A 16,953-nucleotide genomic window follows, 5' to 3' on the forward strand; every position below is an offset into this window, starting at 1 on the left:
TGGAGATGTCACTCAACATTTACAGTTTTAGGATAAGCACAGGGTGAAATAGATAAAAAAAGCGCCAAGATAGGCGCTTTGAGGTATAACTTATGTCGCGTTAACGGCTATGATCATGCTGCAGCCAAATGCCGCTAGCGATAAATTTTAATCGCTCCCACGCTTCTGTCTCTACTCTGGTTAATAACACGTATCTTCAAGCCATAATTTGTTACGTTTCGACCAGCATCGGGGATGTCACTGTCAATATAACGTTTGCGGTCGTAGAACATACGTTGCCCTTTGATATGGTTATCTCGTAAAGAGACACCATATTGCTCTTCGAGATCTAAGAACATCCTCTCGTGCCTGTCGATGCTAAAGGCGGCGTCATGGATCTGATATCGGGTAGAAGCCGCTGCACCATCGCTCCATTTAAGTACTCGCTGATCCGCATCAACCACGCCTAAGAATCCATCTCCTGGGTGTATTCCCACCCAGTTGTCTGAATACTGATCATCGACATACCAAATAAGCATACCTTCTTCATAGACCATGGTTTCTCCACCCGCATTGATGTGCGCTAAGCCACTATCAATACCATGGTGTGTACGCCACTCAAGTAGGTAGTAATGATCGGTATAGTTAACCCCTGAATTAGCCGTAAAACCTGTAAAGCTAAAGGGTTCATTGTTGGGTTCATCGGCGTTAGCTGCCAGAATTTCAGCGCCATCAGCCTCAACACTAAAATTATCAATATAGATGCCTGGATTAGCCACACCACCATCGGTTTCATACATAAGCACAAGGTTAACCGCTTGACCTGCAAATGCGCTCAAATCAAACTCAGCATCGACCCAACCATCTGAACTCCCTGTAATACCATTGCCTCTATTGATCCCTTCAGGATCATCATTGGTGGTAATATTACCTTCAACAAAAACATTGCTATCATCGGTAGCCACGATCAAATAGGCATAGTCATAATCAGACTCTATATCATACCAGGTTTTAAACTTAGCAATAGCAGAGTTCGCTCCAGTCAAATCTACCGGAGTCACCATCTGATTAGTCAAATTATCAACGGAGCCACTGAAATAGGCATATTCACCACTGACAGGGGTTGTGACCCTTTTCTCTTTTTGTGGCAGATTAACGCGAATGGCATCATGATTGGTGCCCTTACTTGATGCCTGATCCAGCAGACCTAGCACACCTGCGCGAGTGATCTCATCAAACTCAACGGTCGCACCATGTAACCAATTACCTCCCATGGACGCTTGTAGCTGCTCTTTCGCCCAAGCACTGAAACCAGTAGGCTCTGTACCGCCTAATCTTCCAGCCCAGCTCCCTGATGACATAAGTGACCACATAGACACTGGCTCGCCTCGTCCCGTATAGCGAGTATCGTATTCATCCGGTAAGCCAAGATCATGGCCATATTCATGGCTTATCACACCAACCGCACTGTCAATTGGCGCAATAGTGTAGTCATACGCCACCATAGCGCCCCCCCAATAGGGCACATCTGAAACAGCCCCTGGAATGGCAAAAATACTGCCTAAGTTCCAACGATGAGCCCAAATAGCATCTTCACCAAGTTGGCCACCACCAGCCTCTTCGCCAACGCTTGAATGGAAAATCATCACATGATCAACTAAACCATCAGCCTCCCAATAATCACCATCGCCATCAAGATCATATCTGTCTTCGATGTCGAACTGCGAGAGATCCACATCAGCATCGGCCGACGCTGCGGTTAGAGCCTCACGCACTAAACTCCTCGCATCACCATCCACATTATTACCATAAAATGCTGCAGGTTGACTCGCCATATACCAGCCAGCAACATCACCGATAACAGAATAACTGCCACCGGATTGAGCTTCATAATTTTGCTTAAATGAATCAGCATGGTGGCCATTTGGGGCTAACCAGCCATCATCACCAAATAAAATTTGGCGATAGTGATCTTGGTTATAATCTTCGTAATACATACCAGTATCTTCTGGCAGTATTGAATTATGAGGGAAATCGGGAAACTCCATCAAGATGGCTAATACACGGCCTTCGCGTGACGTACCATCATATTGCTCTAACTCTATGTTAGCCGGACGATGACCTCGACCACGGCCTAAGGTTTTATTTTTCTCACCTTTTACTCTCTTGATCTTCTTACTGTTGGCCTTTAATTCGCTGCTCATAGCGAATTCACTACTGATTTGCTCGTCGGCCTCAGTCGCCCTTAGTGATTCCTGTTTTTGACGGTTTCTTAAGTAACCTCGCAACGCCACTTCCGCCTCTTTAATCGAAGCTCCCTGAGAGATTTTGCCCGATGCTTTTAACATCTGTATTAGTTTCTGCTCATCGGCAATCACCATATCAAATGCACCAGCATCGACATTAGCAACAGGCTCAGCAGAAATCGCGGTGATCGGCAATCCTGCCAGCACAAAGGCCAAAGGTATAACTTTTTTATTAAACACGTGAATCCCCTATCAATTTCAATTGTTATAAGAGTTATTTCAATCATTTATAAGAATTATTACGTGTCTAGCAATACGGCTATTTTGCTAGGCAAGAGGATCAGCTTAACTGACCCCAAAATACCAAACTACAAACCAGCCTAATTTCAGACCAAAGGCGTAAGCCTTAAGTCTAAAGCAGAGTGATTAGTGATGTAGATTTCAATAAACAGCAGAAAAGTCACTATTGAGATATCCACAAAGATAGGGATTAGGCCGACCATCAGAGCTGTGGCTACAAAATGGGCATCTGCACATTACAGTTAGAAATGGGTCGGGAAAGGTTAACGGAGAGATGACATAAAAAAGCGATTAACAAAGATAGACACCATAAGCCAAGGTAAATTCTCTTTTGAATATGACTATTTAGGTCAAATACTCCTTGTATGTAAATAGCGTGAAATTTACACAAACTTACTAATTACTGACACTGGACTACAACTAAAGGAGTATAGTCAAGTGAACAATAACGGAGAGGTGACATGATGAAGACCAATAAACTAAACATAATGACAATTGTTGCTCTAGGCCTGTTATCAACAATAAGTGTAGCCGAGGCGCGGTGGCACAACGAGAGACCTCAATTCACCCAAATCGATTTTAACGTAGATGGAACGATTGACTCAGCAGAATTTGAGCAATTTCATCAACAAAGAATGGATGAACGCAAGGCTCATGGGCATATGATGAGACATAATAAACAAGGAGGTATGTTCGATATTATTGATCAGAACCAAGACGGTTTACTCAGCGCCGAAGAGTTTAGTCAGCACCAAACCCAAGGGTGTAAAAATTGGTAACCTTGATACTTAACACCAATTTTTTATTACTGTTTCCCTCTGGTACTTGCTAACATTCAGCAATAAACAAAAACCGCCATAAGTCGCGGTTTTTTATTTTCTATCAATTAGATATGATTAATACCAAGTCAACGAATTTATCCCTATTTGTTATAGCAAAAATTTTTGCTTAACATTAGTAATTTTTCAATGACTTAATATATAAATATGAGCATGGTTAGTTAACTTTCACTGTCACAAGAAGCAATTCCGATCATATCATCTAGATTATAAGGTGTTAGCTGATAAACATAGTAATTCAACCAATTGCTGACCAGCAAACTACCATGTCCATGCCAACGCGCTACCGCCTCACCTTCTGGGTTATCATCTCTGAAGTAATTCTGTGGCACCTCTGGCTCAAGACCTTGTGCCAGATCTCGGAAATATTCATCTTTAAGCGTCGACTTTTGATACTCTGGATGCCCCATCACGAACAAGTTACGATTATTAGTACTCAATACCATATAGGCACCGGCCGAATCAGATTCAGTGAGCACTTGTAAAGCCGGATGAGCCTTCAGTTGATCAACGTCCATTTCAGCAAAGCGTGAGTGAGGGGCAAGAAACTCATCATCAAAACCTCTTAGCAGAGGGAAATGTTGGCTGGTACGGCTGTGAACAAAAACACCTGTACGTTTCTGCTTTAGTAGTTTTCGGTTCAAACCATAGAGATGAAAAAGTGCAGCGTGAGCAGCCCAACATAAAAATAATACTGAGGTGACATGTTGTTGAGACCAGTCAATAATGTCCCGAATATCATCCCAGTAGCTTACGTCTTCAAATTCAACTTGCCCAAGCGGAGCGCCAGTTATAATCAGACCATCATAATTTTTTTGCCGTATCGCCTCAAAATCACGATAGAAATTATTCATATGATCGATGGAAGTATGTTTTGACTCCTTATCATGGATCCGAAGTAGATCCACATCCACCTGCAGTGGTGTATTTCCCAGTAGTCTGAGTAACTGGGTTTCCGTTTCAATTTTATTCGGCATCAAATTCAAGATAAGCACTTTCATCGGACGAATATCTTGATTGGCTGCCCGAGTTTCGGACATCACAAAAATATTTTCAGATTCTAAAATCTCTGCAGCTGGCAGATCATCGGGAATTTTTACCGGCATACCGCGCCTCTTCCTTTTAAATTGATTAACGCTTAACGAATTAATTTAAGGAGCCCGGCGCGTCTTAACATTGATGCGTTAATTAACGACCGACCTTCTGTACCAAAACCGACATAGGCTCACTCGACTCTAAATCTATCTTGTAAGCTTGAGTGTTGATAAACATCAGTTTGCCATTTAGGCTGATGCTAGCACCGACAGAATAAGTGTGCCCTTTTTCAAATTGATCACGATTGATGATAAATTGAAACGGTGCAGGCGTAGTCACATCTCCCCTCTCTATCTCAGCTATAACAACCGCAGGAGCATCCATTAAAGACACGTCTTTCACCTGCACAGTCAACATCGCTTCAGGTGGCAGCGCCATTCGCTCCTTAAACCAAATATCTCCGTGGATCTCTACCCCAGCATTGGGCGTTGCACATCCAAAAAGCAAACTGCCCGAAATAAGACCGACTGTCATCACTAGAGGTGAAGCTGACTTTAACCACTTTTTCATACACTATTGCTCCCAATCATACATTAAGACTTCTGGATGTCCATATGTCTACGTTTAAAATTCAATATAAATGTTAGAGCTGATATTTTTATATCAGCTAGTTTACTCCGCACTTAAGGCGCTTGCACCTTGTCCTTACTAAGATATCTCCCTATCATAAGCTACCTTTTCCAAGTCGAATAGCCTAATGACACAAGCTACAGCCATTATCGTGGGTGCAAACTCACTCCTGAGTCGTGAGATAGCAAAACAACTCTCAGAACAAGGTGTTGAACTTGCACTACTTGCACAAGATCCTGACTCGCTAAAGGACTTCTGTGAAAATTTGCCAAGCCCTGTGCACCTATTCCCGCTGAATATTTCAGCGCCTTCAGCAATCATCTCAACCCTTGAAAGTGTTTGGCAGTCTATCGGCGGTGCTCACCTAGTCTTAGTCAATACAGGGCTAAACAGCTATAATTCAGAACTTCCTTGGATCCCTGAACAAGATATCATCACGGTCAATGTCCAAGGCTTCGCTGCTATCTGCAATACCAGTTTCCGCTTGTTCAAAGAACAAGGTTATGGCCAACTTGCCGCCATCAACTCTATTGCAGGTCTACGTGGTGGTCCAAGTGTGGCCTATCACGCTTCTAAAGCCTTTGCCACCAACTACCTCGAAGGGTTGAGCATGCATGCTCAGCGGTTGAAACTGCCTATCACTATCACGGATCTTCAGTTAGGTTTACTCGATAAAGCTGCCATGCAAAAAAGCAGAATTTGGCTATCTCCACCAAGTGAAGTTGCCCGCCAAATTATTAAAGCGATGAAGGCTGGAAAACGTCAGGTCTATGTGACTAAGCGTTGGCGTTTAGTGGCTTGGTTAACTAAGTTGCTGCCAGAATTCGTCTATAACACCCGTCATTGGCGAACTAAGGCCGAACGTTTGGCTGCCAAGGCTGAAGGGAAGAAATAGTTTCGAGTTTCGAGTTTCGAGTTTCGAGTTTCGAGTTTCGAGTTTCGAGTTTCGTAAAAATTAAAACACAAGAGGAGCCTAAGGCTCCTCTTTAACTCACATTTAAAAAGTGTAACCAATACTCACCATATATACCCATGGATCAATATCTGTTTCAACTTTTAGTGCATCATCACCTAGATTAAACTTAACGTCAGTGCTTATCTGTGCATACCAAATTGACGCATTAACTAACCAGTTTTGATTCACTTGGTAATCGATTCCGACCTGAGCCGCAACACCCCAAGAGTTTGAAAGACTCAAATCTGACAGACCTGCATCTTTAGCATCTTGATTGAATTCATTATCGAAAAAATTAGTAAAATTAACACCCGCACCAATATAAGGACGAAGCTTAGAATCAGATGAACCAAAATAGTACTGAGCCACTAAAGTGGGTGGCAGCTGTTTAGTTTCAGCTATCTTTCCAAGCACACCTAATGAGATGTCGTGACTGAAAGGCGTCGCAGCTAATAACTCAATCCCTATGTTGTCAGTCAGCATATAACCAAAGTTCAAACCAAGTTGAGTATTATTGCCCACTTCAAACTCAGCGATATTGGCAACAACAGGGCTAGATTCGTTTGATGCAACCACAATCGCACCAGCACGAACAATAATATCACCCGCTTGGTGAGCAGATATAGAGGCGGTAAAACCAGCAGAAAGTAGGGCGGTAGCAACTAAACCAGACACGATATTTTTTTTCATCATACTACTCCATCAATACAACACGAAATGCCGTTATTATTATCAAGTTCCTTACATTTGCACGCATCCTGCCAGAAATTGAGCGGTAGTTTGTTGATCCACATCAATTAAAGTGACTGACATCCATTTGCAAACCAACAGTATGGATCTAACTCACACTTCCAAAAGGAACATGATAAATGCCACTTCAACTTTAGTGAGCTAGCTCATGAATATAAAAACTTAACGCGAAGAATAAAATGAGGGGGATAAAACGCTAACCACAATATTGCAACAAACCTTCGATTAAAAAGGGTTGAACTCGTAATCAATTAATGATCAATTTAGGATAATAAACTGCCCATTTTTTGTCCGCTAGTCGAGCTTCAAACAGAGCGAGGGATCGTTTGTTATTGGGGGTCAGTTTTAGATTAAACAAGGACTCAAAACCAAATGCAGACACCAGTTTAATTCCATCATCACACTTACCCTTCTCTGCGATGGCTCCTGTATGCAGCATCACTCCGACAGCCGTCTCCTGCTCAGGCCAATAACTCATGGCATCCAGAGATGACAGATAAGGAGCATCATCATTGCGAATATGCATTCTGGCTTGATTTTTAACCGACCAAGGTAACTCTGGAGCAAGCTCTCTTAACTCAAGTTCATAGGCTTTGTCTGCAGCGGCTGAAATATCACTAGGGTTAAAATAGATAACATCAATATCAGCAAGTAGCCTGTTACATTCAACCCCATGCAATCTGTCCCACACGAGATTTCTGACAAAGCCAGCCGCAATAAAACCTTGGGGAAGATGGAGTACTTGAACTAACTGTAGCGCTCGCATTCTTAGCGGGTCCTGACGTATCCAAGCTGTCAGTTGTACCTCATGAGAAATTAAGCTTTTGCTGTCGCTTTCATCTTGATTCAAAACCTAGGCTCCTCTTTAAACAAAAAAGGAGCCGAAGCTCCTTTATAACTAACCTAATCTTACTTACCCGGAACTGCTTTCATTATGACTTCGGTGGTAAATTTATCATTACCAATCACAGGGTAGCGGTCATAAGTCTGAAAAATGACTTGCCCCTGATACAAGATCATAGCCACAACGCCATAGTTGACATCATCTTTAACTGTATCTGCCGGAAGAATAAATTTAAACGGCACCGGAGCACGGGCGATATCAAAACTCTTCTGCGCCATAATCACACCAGGAGTATCAAGATCGATGATTGCAATGGTAATAGAGCATCCCTGAGGAAGAGTGATCTTTTCTAGATACCCAGCGGCACCATTGACGATCACAGGTTGTGTCTCTTGTACAGTGACACATGCCGTCAGAAGTAGGCAAAGAAGCAATACTGAATTTTTTACTAATTTAATCATGTTATAATCCCTTTTACTCATTTCACTTTACGCTCTGCTTGTCATGCTTCATTCTGATCAAGCCTTCCTGAGTTGCCGAAGCAAGCAGTTTACCTTGCTGATTAAAGAACTGCCCCTTAACAAAACCTCTGCCGCCACAGGCATTAGGACTATCATTGCTATACAGTATCCAGTTATTCAGATCGATTGGGCGATGAAACCACATTGCATGATCAATGGTAGCCAGACGCATTCCAGGCGTTAAAAATGAAACCCCGTGTGGCTGAACAGCCGTCACTAGAAAGTTGAAATCCGATGCATAAGCTAACAGGTATTCATTAACTGAATGCTCTTTTGGCACACTACCATTGGCACGGATCCAAATATGCTGCTTAGCTTCTCTAGGCTTAGGATTCAAGAGACTTTGAGGGTCGACTAACCGCATCTCGATAGGCGAATCAGCCATAAATTTTTCAAGCATCTGAGACGGAACCTTATCTCTTAAGGTCATCGCGAGATCTTGTTGGTTCAACAAACCATCAGGCCCTGGTACATCAGGTATCATGGCTTGATGTTCAAACCCCTCTTCATGCTCTTGAAATGAACAGGTCATATAGAAGATAGGACAGCCTTTCTGAATAGCCTTTACTCGCCTTGCACTGAAACTGCCACCATCGCGCATGATCTCGACATCATAGACTATGGGCAACTTATCATCACCAGCTCGTAAAAAATAGGAATGAAAAGAATGTACTTTCCGTGTTGGTGCAACCGTCTGTTTAGCTGCACTGAGTGCTTGACCCATAACCTGACCGCCAAACACATGACCTAAGCCTATGTCCTGGCTTTGTCCTCGAAATAAACCAACCTCTATCTGCTCAAGTGAAAGCAAAGATAATAGATCATCCAATACCTGACTCATTCGACCTCTAAATTCCCAAATAATCGATCTAATAGCTTAACTCAGATAACGGGTTATAGGCTAGGGCTTTAGGATCCCCATGACTTGCTGGTCCAAAAAAGTCAAAGTAAATAGCTACTCAATTCTTATATGGTGTTCAGAAGCACCACGACGCGCCCAAGCGAGCACTTGATCTTCACCACTATTGTGCAGCGTTATCGGTGTGGCATGATGAAGTTTCTGCCAACCAGAGAGTAAAGCTTCAGGTTTACAGGATTCAGACTGGAAATACATAGGTTTAAACTCGGCAAATTGCCCATGACTAACACTGCCTGCAGCGGTAAGAAGGTGTTGACCTGAAGGCGCTTCAGAGCTACAAAGAAACAGCATAGCCGCTGTAATAGATGAGACTGAAAATAATGGTTTAACTGACGAAGCCAGCTTATCTCTCGTCATAGAGGTTAGTGCGTGAGGGGTTAAGCTGTTAACTTTAATATTATGTTCATCACCCTCCATATGCAAGCTGTTAACTAAGCCAATCAAGGCCATCTTGCTCGCACTATAGGAGGTCTCATACATATCTCCATATAATGCACTGACACTGCAACTCATCATAATTCTGCCATAACCACGATGCTTCATCAGGCTCCAAACTGCTTTTGTCATGTAGAAGCTGCCGTTGAGATCCACATCAAGCTGTTCCTGCCACATATCTATTGTTAAATGCTCAAAAGTACAGGAACGATGCACTCCCGCATTGTTAACTAAGATATCGATATGACCCCATAAATCAGCTATCTCATTGACCACACGAGTCACCCCAGCACTATCCCTTACATCAAGCTGAAACATTGCAGCGCTAACACCCAACTCTTCAACAGCTTGATAGCATGACAAAAGATTTTCAGCATTTTCTTTGCCATTATGTGCATCACATCCAGCTGATGAGCAGGTATCAATGAGGGCAACGTTGGCTCCCCGCTCGGCTAAAGCTAACGAATAGGCTCTTCCTAATCCTGTGCCCGCGCCGGTAATAACTGCAACCTGATTATCAAAACGCATTGATACTTTTCCTCATTGAATAGTTCAAATGACAATATTTACCTAATCCATACTCACGGATTTTAACGGTCTTTGAATACAAGGTATTCCCACCCAAAATCATGTGCTGGTATTATTGCTAGTGCGATTATAAAACCATATCCGGAAAATATTTACTTTGAGCGAGGTAACAAAATCACATACAATTTCAACAAGAAGCGACTTAACACCTCTTCATATAGCACCACATGACTTAACCCTAATGAATAGGTATAATACCCAGTCTAAAATTGTGTAAACGGCATTAAGCCCCTGCTCACCCTATTAATAAATCGATTATTTAAATGAATCCTTGGATACTGGCCATAAGGCCTCGCACTTTACCTGCGGCTATCGGGCCACTTTTGGTTGGCAACATATTGGCACTTCAGTTAGAGCAATTTAGCTTAGTTATCGCCTGCATCTCTATGCTATGTGCGCTTCTATTGCAAATTGCGGTTAACTTAGCGAATGACTATTTTGACTTTAAAAGTGGCGTCGATACCGAAGAACGGCTAGGCCCACTTCGTGTTACTCAAAGCGGACTCTTATCACCAACAAAAGTTCGTAACGCCATGATTTTCAGTCTATTCCTCGCATTTCTGGTGGGTTCATATTTAATTTGGCACGGTGGCTGGCCTATCGCAATACTCGCAGCAGCAGTCATACTCGGCGCGCTAGGTTACAGTGGTGGACCTTATCCCCTCGCCTCTCATGGGCTTGGCGAAGTCGCAGCTTTTGTTTTCTTTGGCTTAGTTGCTGTGGTTGGCAGTTACTATCTTCAAGCGGGAAGTACCAATATCTCAGCCTGGTTATTAGGCTGTGCTATCGGTTTCCTCAATGCTGCGATTATGTTGGTGAATAATACTCGGGACATGGTAACGGACATTAAAGCAGGTAAACAGACACTGGCGATCCGCATTGGACTCGGCCAAGCGAGATTGCTATATCAAGCTTTTGTCTTCCTGCCTTTCGCTGTGATCATAGGAGGTTTTTTGCTTGGATTCTTACCTGGCCTACCCGTTTTACTGGCGGGTTTATCATTAATATTAGCGCGTAAGCTCAACAGTGATTTCAGCAATACCTCTGGTGCAGATCTGAATCCTTTGTTGGGACGAACGGCTAAACTAACAATGATATTCAGTGGTTTATTTAGTATCGGCTTGGCATTTGTTTAAGACCAAGAGATGTGAGTTCAGGATTGAATCATCATAAGGCCAAAATCATGATGATGTATCTTAATAGGCGAAGGGTATATGACCTGCAAAGGCTGTGACAGCTCGATTTTCCGACAAAAGATTGGCCGTTGTAAAGCCTGTATGTGGCAGCTAACTGTGCTGTCACTTATCGGCTGGCCTCTGTGGTGGCAGCTCTATGCCGACAGCCCTAAACAGATAAATTCAATCGCGTTACTGTTTTTTTGTACTGCTTTTACCGGTCTTCTCGCCTTGCATTTAATCGTATTGGGTTATCGCACGCTTATTGTTCGACTCAACAAGCAGAACAAATAATCGCTCTGCCCATTATTATTTATTATCCATTTTTGGCTGGCTGATGAAACTCAACCACGTTACTGTCAGGATCTCTGATAAAGATAAACATAGCGCCGCTCGGTACAGTGATCGGACCTTCAGTAATCGCAAAACCTAATTCGGCTAAGCGTTGCTGGACCGCATCAATATCGGTTATCTCAAGCGCAATATGCGTAAACCCTGTGTGTTTCTCAGGCAAGTCCATCAACACATTTTGCACTTCTGTGTCTGAACCATTAAGGATAAAGTTAATGTTTATCCCACACGGATGCTCCATCACCGCAACCGGCTCAGGCCCAATAGGGCCGACAATAAACTCAAAACCCAACTGTTCATAAAAAGCACGGGAGACCGCTAAACTTTTAACTCTCAAACCGACATGATTAATCCGAACTATCTCTTTCATTCCATTCCCTTAATATTTTCTTATTATTGATGCCTTACTCACGACTCTCATTTCGAAATCTATTTTTTATAGGCAATTAACTCAACAGGCGCAATATAACCAGCGCGAATGTTGTTCAGCATATTGCCAATCTTGTCCACCGTGTTACGGCCCATCAACGTATGTAAACCCAGTGGAGGTAGCCCACCATTAGTTTGGTTACGCGCTTTCATTTGGCTAAAAAACTCAAGCGCAAATACACCTCGATTATCCACATGATGAACCTCAAATCCAGCCTGTGTCAGGGCTAACTGATAATGTTCAAGTGTGCTGACATGACTGCAATCAACATCGGTAGCCCAAGGAACAGGATAAAGTAACTCTCCACTGCCCATACGCATGATATCATAAATGACAAAGGTGCTAATGGGCTTGAGAACTCGATAAACTTCACGGAATAATCCGACTTTATCTTGGATATTCATGCCAACATGAAACATACTGGCCCCGTCAAAGGCCTCATCGTCAAAGGCCATAGAGAGCGCATTACCACAGCAAAGACTTACCTGTTTATCTAAACCTACCCATTGAGATAGGCATCTACCGGTTTCAATATACTCGGCGGTAAGATCGATTCCAGTGACCCGATTATTAAACTGACTCGCTATGTATCTTGCAGTGCCACCTAAGCCGCAACCCACATCTAGAATATGCTGCTCAGCTGTAAAGTTAATTTGAGCAAAGAGATGTTCTGTGGCTAATCTGCCCCCGATGTGAAACTCATCAACGGGAGCGATATCATCTGAAGTGAGCTTATCGATGGAGTGACCCTGCTGGAGCAAAGCTCCTTGAATAGCTTCAAGAAGCTTACCATGAGTATAATGCTGTGATATTAGATTGTCAGTCGCCATAACGTTTGCCTTAATCAAACCAAGGGAATTATAAGACTAGATTTACTAAGCTAGTTAGGTCAAGAAAAGCTAACTTTCTCACTAAGGTTGAACCGAACCATCCGCATTATAAAAAGCAGAGGTAACCACCACCTCTCCAGTGTTAAAATAGTAATCCATCACCTGCGTCGACCCACCACGCTGTATGAAGTACAGATCACGATAAACACATCTATCTCCTGCGTAGGTGTATGCTATATCCACATCTGAGGTCATTAAATCCCCATCTGTCACATGGGCGATGGTAAAGTCTGTGTTGGTAATACCATGCCACAACTGTTCGCAGGCATGAAATACCGTCGTATCAACAAGAATACCCGATGTTGAGAAGGGATAACCTGCAGGACTTGATGCAACATTTCCCTCTCCGAAACCAGCAAGTTTATCAATAGCATCAGTATTTCCCTGAGTTAACCAGCCACTGTGGTAGAGTTTGACCGCACTTTTGAACGCGGCAAACTGAGCATCCATAGTGGACCTTCTGGCATCGTCTTGCAGATTGATAAACTTAGGCAGTGCCACTACAGCCAAGAGACCCAGTATGATAATCACGACCACTAACTCAATTAAGGTAAATCCTCTTACACTCGCTTTCATCACAACTCTCTATTTCTTAGGTTCTTAGGTTCTTAACTAATAAAAACAGCATCTAGTCGCAAAATTCGACCTGCAGTTTACTCTCCTGAGTTCAGGGCTAATTTGATCTGTACCTAAAAAATGGCAATGAGTTATAGATGCAGGTAAAATCGCCCCTCAAAAATATGAATGAACAAAAGAGTGAGTTAACCAGAGATGAGTAGAAAAATTGAGTTGTTAGCACCGGGCGGTGATGTTGAAGCGATCAAAGCAGCGATTGTTGCTGGTGCGAACGCCGTCTATTGTGGGCTGGATAATTTTAATGCCCGTAACCGCGCCGCTAACCTCTCCTTTGATGATCTTTGTGGTATACTCAGGCTCGCCCACCAATATGATTGTGAAGTGTTTCTGACCATCAATGTGGTGATTTTGGAGCAGGAACTTTCCGCCCTATTCAAACTACTGAACCAGCTAGTGAATACCAGCTTAGATGGCATTATCGTTCAAGATTTAGGCTTATTTAATCTGGTAAAAAAACACTTCCCGACACTTGATATTCACGCCTCAACTCAGCTAACGACCCACAACGAAGGTCAGATCCATTTTCTGAGTAAGATTGGTGCCTCACGCATAAACTTGTCACGTGAACTCAACTTAGGTGAGATAACATCATTAACCGCCCTTGCCCACCAACACGGCATGCTAACTGAGGTATTCGTGCACGGCTCTTTGTGTATCGCTTTCTCGGGGCAGTGCTATTCAAGCTCTGTCAGTGTCGGTAACTCAGGTAATCGAGGACGCTGCAGCCAAGCGTGTCGTGATGAATATGAGGAGACAGCTGCAGGCAACAAGTACCCACTCAACTTAAAAGATAACTCAGCCTATTTCGACCTCCCAGAGCTAGTTGAAGCTAAGGTAGACTCCCTTAAGATAGAGGGACGCATTAAAGGAGCGCATTACGTCTACACAGTGGTTGATAGCTGGCGTAAACAGATCAACCAATTTGTCGACACTGGTAAACTACTCAATGATGACTCAAACCTCTATAAGGTGTTCAATCGAGACTTTACCAACTCGTTCCTCAAGGGGGATCTGACCAAAAACATGTTTATCGATAACCCACGCGATAACAGTGTTAACCATGCCGTTGAGCAAAAAAATGCCATCTCAGTGGTGCAGATCCAAGAGGTAAGACAGAACCTTAGGGCTGATAAAAATGAGCTAGGTTTAACACTAGAGCAAAAAATACAGTTCCTCAATATTGATAAAATGCCACTTACCCTTACTTTCTCAGGACAAGCGGGGTTGCCGTTCACCATCAAAGCCAAGGTCGAAGCGGTGTCAAATCAGCCAGAGCAGGACTCACAGTTCCATGAGTTTACCCTAGCGTCGGATTCTGCGTTACAGCTTTCAGATAAATCAGCCCTCGATCCCACAGTGCTTGAAAAACGCTTCAGAAGCTTTAATGATGCAGACTATATTATTCAAGATTATGATTTTAGTCAGCTATCAGCAGGGCTCAGTATTCCATTTAAGGAGTTAACCGCCCTTAAAAACAGGCTAGCTTACTTACTCAATGACTCAGTGGAAGTGATAGCGCCCGTCGAACTTCCGGTACTGATACAGGCTGACAAAATTGATGAACAGCCTAAGCTGTCTCTGCTTATCTGTGACGAAAAAGATGCCCACCTGTGCGATATCACAGCAGCTGACATTTACTTTAAACTGCCAGAGAGTTTTAAGAAGGGCTGCAATAAGTTTATCGAACTATTGCAGCGCAACCCTAGATTCATCCCTTGGTTTCCAACAGTATTGATTGGCAAAGACTATCTCGAAGCGGTAAGAATACTCGAACAAGTCAAGCCTAAACGCATCGTAACCAATAACACCGGCGTGGCTTACAAGGCGTTCGAGATGGGTATCGACTGGATAGCCGGGCCATTATTAAATACCACCAACTCCTATGCTCTGCGCACCATGCAGGAGGAGCTCAACTGTTCTGGCGCGTTTATCTCCAACGAGATTAACCGGATGCAAATTCGTAATATCAAACGTCCAGCCGGATTCAAGTTGCTCTACAGCATCTACCACCCCATCTTGATGATGACCAGTAGACAGTGCTTCTTTCAACAGACCGTTGGCTGTAACAAACCCAGTATTGAAGATGGCTGCATGCTCAAGTGTGAAAAAGCCACCACGATCACTAACGTCAAAGGGATCTCTTTTGCAGTCGATAAGCAAAAAGGTGGCTACCCGAGTATCTATAACGATGAGCAATTCTTAAATCTGGATGTAATTAAGGATTTCTCTAGCCTATTTGATGAGTTCTTTATCGACTTAACCGATATCGGCTCAGGATCTAAAGCTAAGCTTGATAAAGTTAAGCTGGTTACACATTTTGAAAACCTGCTTAACGGCGAAGCTGATGCGATTTCACAGCTTAATACTATGGTTGCGGTATCAACCAATGCCCAGTATCAACAAGGGCTTTAAGTTAAGCCGTTAACTCAATAGAAACAAAGTATCTTGATGCTTTGTTTCTATTAGCACCTGCTTATGGAGAGCACTATGCCTTTGCCAATACTCTATTCACTGCAACACTGCCCCTATGCCATGCGAGCTCGAATGGCAATATTATTGGCAGAGCAAAGCGTGATGTTGCGGGCGATAGTGATGAAAAACAAACCCGAAGCCATGTTGCAAATCTCACCCAAAGGCACTGTTCCAGTGTTAATCATTGAAGATCGCGACGCTACTAAAATAATTGATGAAAGTCTGGATATTATGCTGTGGGCACTTAACAAAAATGATCCACTAGGTCTGCTCTATCCTCAAATACCTGAAGTGTTGCCTCAAATGCTCAAACTGATTGAGTACAACGACAAGGTATTTAAGCCTTTATTAGAGCAGTACAAGAGTGCAACACGTTATCATAAAGACTCAGAAATCCATGACAGAACCCAATGCGAGTCCTTCATTGCTCAGTTAGAAATAAAGCTAAACCAACATACATTCATCATGGGCGACAGCCTGAGTCTGGCTGACTACGCACTACTTCCTTTTGTGCGTCAATTTGCCAGAGCCGATCGCCACAAGTACCTAACTGCTCCCTACCCTAAGCTGCAACACTGGCTAAAGGCCCATCTAGACAGCCCATTTTTCTCGAAAGCCATGGCCAAATACTCCCTCTGGCTAGACAGTGGCGAAGAGCACCTGTTTGGGGATAAGTAAACTTATTGAATCACCCACAATTAAAAAACAATAGACTTTATCCACTAACTTCAAAATACTGGGTGCTTTAAACTCAAGTAAGATATTAATTTTTATTAAATTAAAATTACCTCATATTTTATTCAATTACAGTAAGTAAACAAGATGAGGCAAAACCGTAAGAAGATTAAATTCTTTGCCTAATTTCAACAGTCAAACAGATCTATTAGCCACAGAGAAAGACAATAGCTAAAAGATTGTTTAAATCTTCAGCTCTTCTGCATGAACTCTGTGTAAGCGA

17 protein-coding genes are annotated in these 16,953 nt (G+C 43.0%); 6 read left to right on the forward strand and 11 right to left on the reverse strand.

Going from position 1 to position 16,953, the window contains the following annotated elements; genetic code table 11:
* Window positions 1-134: 134 nt before the first annotated feature.
* Window positions 135-2,465, reverse strand: a complete 2,331-nt coding sequence (locus HWQ47_RS17885) for an immune inhibitor A domain-containing protein (protein ID WP_269967418.1) — start codon at window positions 2,463-2,465, stop codon at window positions 135-137.
* Window positions 2,466-2,986: 521 nt separating this feature from the next.
* Between HWQ47_RS17885 and HWQ47_RS17890 the strand changes: the two genes are divergently transcribed.
* The gene (locus tag HWQ47_RS17890; protein ID WP_269967419.1) at window positions 2,987-3,304 is read left to right on the forward strand and encodes an EF-hand domain-containing protein; all 318 of its coding nucleotides are present in this window, start codon (window positions 2,987-2,989) and stop codon (window positions 3,302-3,304) included.
* A 221-nt stretch (window positions 3,305-3,525) separates the two neighbouring features.
* On the opposite strand, the gene metA is transcribed toward HWQ47_RS17890, so the two are convergent.
* Both metA and HWQ47_RS17900 read right to left on the reverse strand, forming a co-directional pair.
* Entirely contained in the window at window positions 3,526-4,470 is a 945-nt protein-coding gene (gene metA, locus HWQ47_RS17895) for a homoserine O-acetyltransferase MetA (protein WP_269967420.1), read from the reverse strand.
* Between the two features lie 82 nt (window positions 4,471-4,552).
* Window positions 4,553-4,969, reverse strand: a complete 417-nt coding sequence (locus HWQ47_RS17900; RefSeq protein ID WP_269967421.1) for a YbaY family lipoprotein — start codon at window positions 4,967-4,969, stop codon at window positions 4,553-4,555.
* A 187-nt stretch (window positions 4,970-5,156) separates the two neighbouring features.
* Between HWQ47_RS17900 and HWQ47_RS17905 the strand changes: the two genes are divergently transcribed.
* Window positions 5,157-5,924, forward strand: a complete 768-nt coding sequence (locus HWQ47_RS17905; RefSeq protein ID WP_269967422.1) for an SDR family NAD(P)-dependent oxidoreductase — start codon at window positions 5,157-5,159, stop codon at window positions 5,922-5,924.
* 102 nt (window positions 5,925-6,026) lie between these two features.
* Here the strand turns inward: HWQ47_RS17905 and ompW are convergent, their stop codons facing one another.
* The 5 genes from ompW to HWQ47_RS17930 all read right to left on the reverse strand — a co-directional run bounded on the left by ompW (window position 6,027) and on the right by HWQ47_RS17930 (window position 9,981).
* Window positions 6,027-6,677 carry an outer membrane protein OmpW gene (gene ompW / locus HWQ47_RS17910; RefSeq protein WP_269967423.1) on the reverse strand — a complete coding sequence of 217 codons (651 nt, stop codon included), beginning with the start codon at window positions 6,675-6,677 and terminating at the stop codon, window positions 6,027-6,029.
* A gap of 304 nt (window positions 6,678-6,981) precedes the next feature.
* On the reverse strand, window positions 6,982-7,584 hold the full coding sequence (locus tag HWQ47_RS17915; protein WP_269967424.1) for a nucleotidyltransferase family protein: 603 nt from the start codon (window positions 7,582-7,584) through the stop codon (window positions 6,982-6,984).
* A gap of 59 nt (window positions 7,585-7,643) precedes the next feature.
* Complete coding sequence (locus tag HWQ47_RS17920) at window positions 7,644-8,039, reverse strand: YbaY family lipoprotein (protein WP_269967425.1); 396 nt, start codon at window positions 8,037-8,039, stop codon at window positions 7,644-7,646.
* 22 nt (window positions 8,040-8,061) lie between these two features.
* Complete coding sequence (gene tesB, locus HWQ47_RS17925; protein ID WP_269967426.1) at window positions 8,062-8,940, reverse strand: acyl-CoA thioesterase II; 879 nt, start codon at window positions 8,938-8,940, stop codon at window positions 8,062-8,064.
* Window positions 8,941-9,054: 114 nt separating this feature from the next.
* Entirely contained in the window at window positions 9,055-9,981 is a 927-nt protein-coding gene (locus tag HWQ47_RS17930; RefSeq protein WP_269967427.1) for an SDR family NAD(P)-dependent oxidoreductase, read from the reverse strand.
* A gap of 323 nt (window positions 9,982-10,304) precedes the next feature.
* On the opposite strand from HWQ47_RS17930, the gene HWQ47_RS17935 reads away from it, so the two are divergent.
* On the forward strand, window positions 10,305-11,177 hold the full coding sequence (locus HWQ47_RS17935) for a 1,4-dihydroxy-2-naphthoate polyprenyltransferase (protein WP_269967428.1): 873 nt from the start codon (window positions 10,305-10,307) through the stop codon (window positions 11,175-11,177).
* A gap of 78 nt (window positions 11,178-11,255) precedes the next feature.
* Window positions 11,256-11,510 carry a DUF3624 domain-containing protein gene (locus tag HWQ47_RS17940; RefSeq protein WP_269967429.1) on the forward strand — a complete coding sequence of 85 codons (255 nt, stop codon included), beginning with the start codon at window positions 11,256-11,258 and terminating at the stop codon, window positions 11,508-11,510.
* Between the two features lie 22 nt (window positions 11,511-11,532).
* Here HWQ47_RS17940 and HWQ47_RS17945 read toward each other — a convergent pair whose 3' ends face one another.
* The 3 genes from HWQ47_RS17945 to HWQ47_RS17955 all read right to left on the reverse strand — a co-directional run bounded on the left by HWQ47_RS17945 (window position 11,533) and on the right by HWQ47_RS17955 (window position 13,463).
* Window positions 11,533-11,937, reverse strand: coding sequence for a VOC family protein (locus HWQ47_RS17945; RefSeq protein WP_269967430.1), 405 nt, complete (start codon window positions 11,935-11,937; stop codon window positions 11,533-11,535).
* A gap of 59 nt (window positions 11,938-11,996) precedes the next feature.
* Window positions 11,997-12,827 (reverse strand): class I SAM-dependent methyltransferase, encoded by an 831-nt coding sequence (locus HWQ47_RS17950; RefSeq protein WP_269967431.1) that lies wholly within the window; start codon window positions 12,825-12,827, stop codon window positions 11,997-11,999.
* Window positions 12,828-12,908: 81 nt separating this feature from the next.
* Window positions 12,909-13,463 carry a type II secretion system protein gene (locus HWQ47_RS17955; protein WP_269967432.1) on the reverse strand — a complete coding sequence of 185 codons (555 nt, stop codon included), beginning with the start codon at window positions 13,461-13,463 and terminating at the stop codon, window positions 12,909-12,911.
* Between the two features lie 195 nt (window positions 13,464-13,658).
* On the opposite strand from HWQ47_RS17955, the gene HWQ47_RS17960 reads away from it, so the two are divergent.
* Both HWQ47_RS17960 and HWQ47_RS17965 read left to right on the forward strand, forming a co-directional pair.
* Window positions 13,659-15,935: a peptidase U32 family protein gene (locus HWQ47_RS17960; protein ID WP_269967433.1), complete on the forward strand. Its 2,277-nt coding sequence runs from the start codon at window positions 13,659-13,661 to the stop codon at window positions 15,933-15,935.
* A gap of 75 nt (window positions 15,936-16,010) precedes the next feature.
* On the forward strand, window positions 16,011-16,673 hold the full coding sequence (locus tag HWQ47_RS17965) for a glutathione S-transferase (protein ID WP_269967434.1): 663 nt from the start codon (window positions 16,011-16,013) through the stop codon (window positions 16,671-16,673).
* Window positions 16,674-16,953 lie beyond the last annotated feature (280 nt).

It is taken from the genome of Shewanella sp. MTB7 (assembly GCF_027571385.1).
Classification (GTDB): domain Bacteria; phylum Pseudomonadota; class Gammaproteobacteria; order Enterobacterales; family Shewanellaceae; genus Shewanella.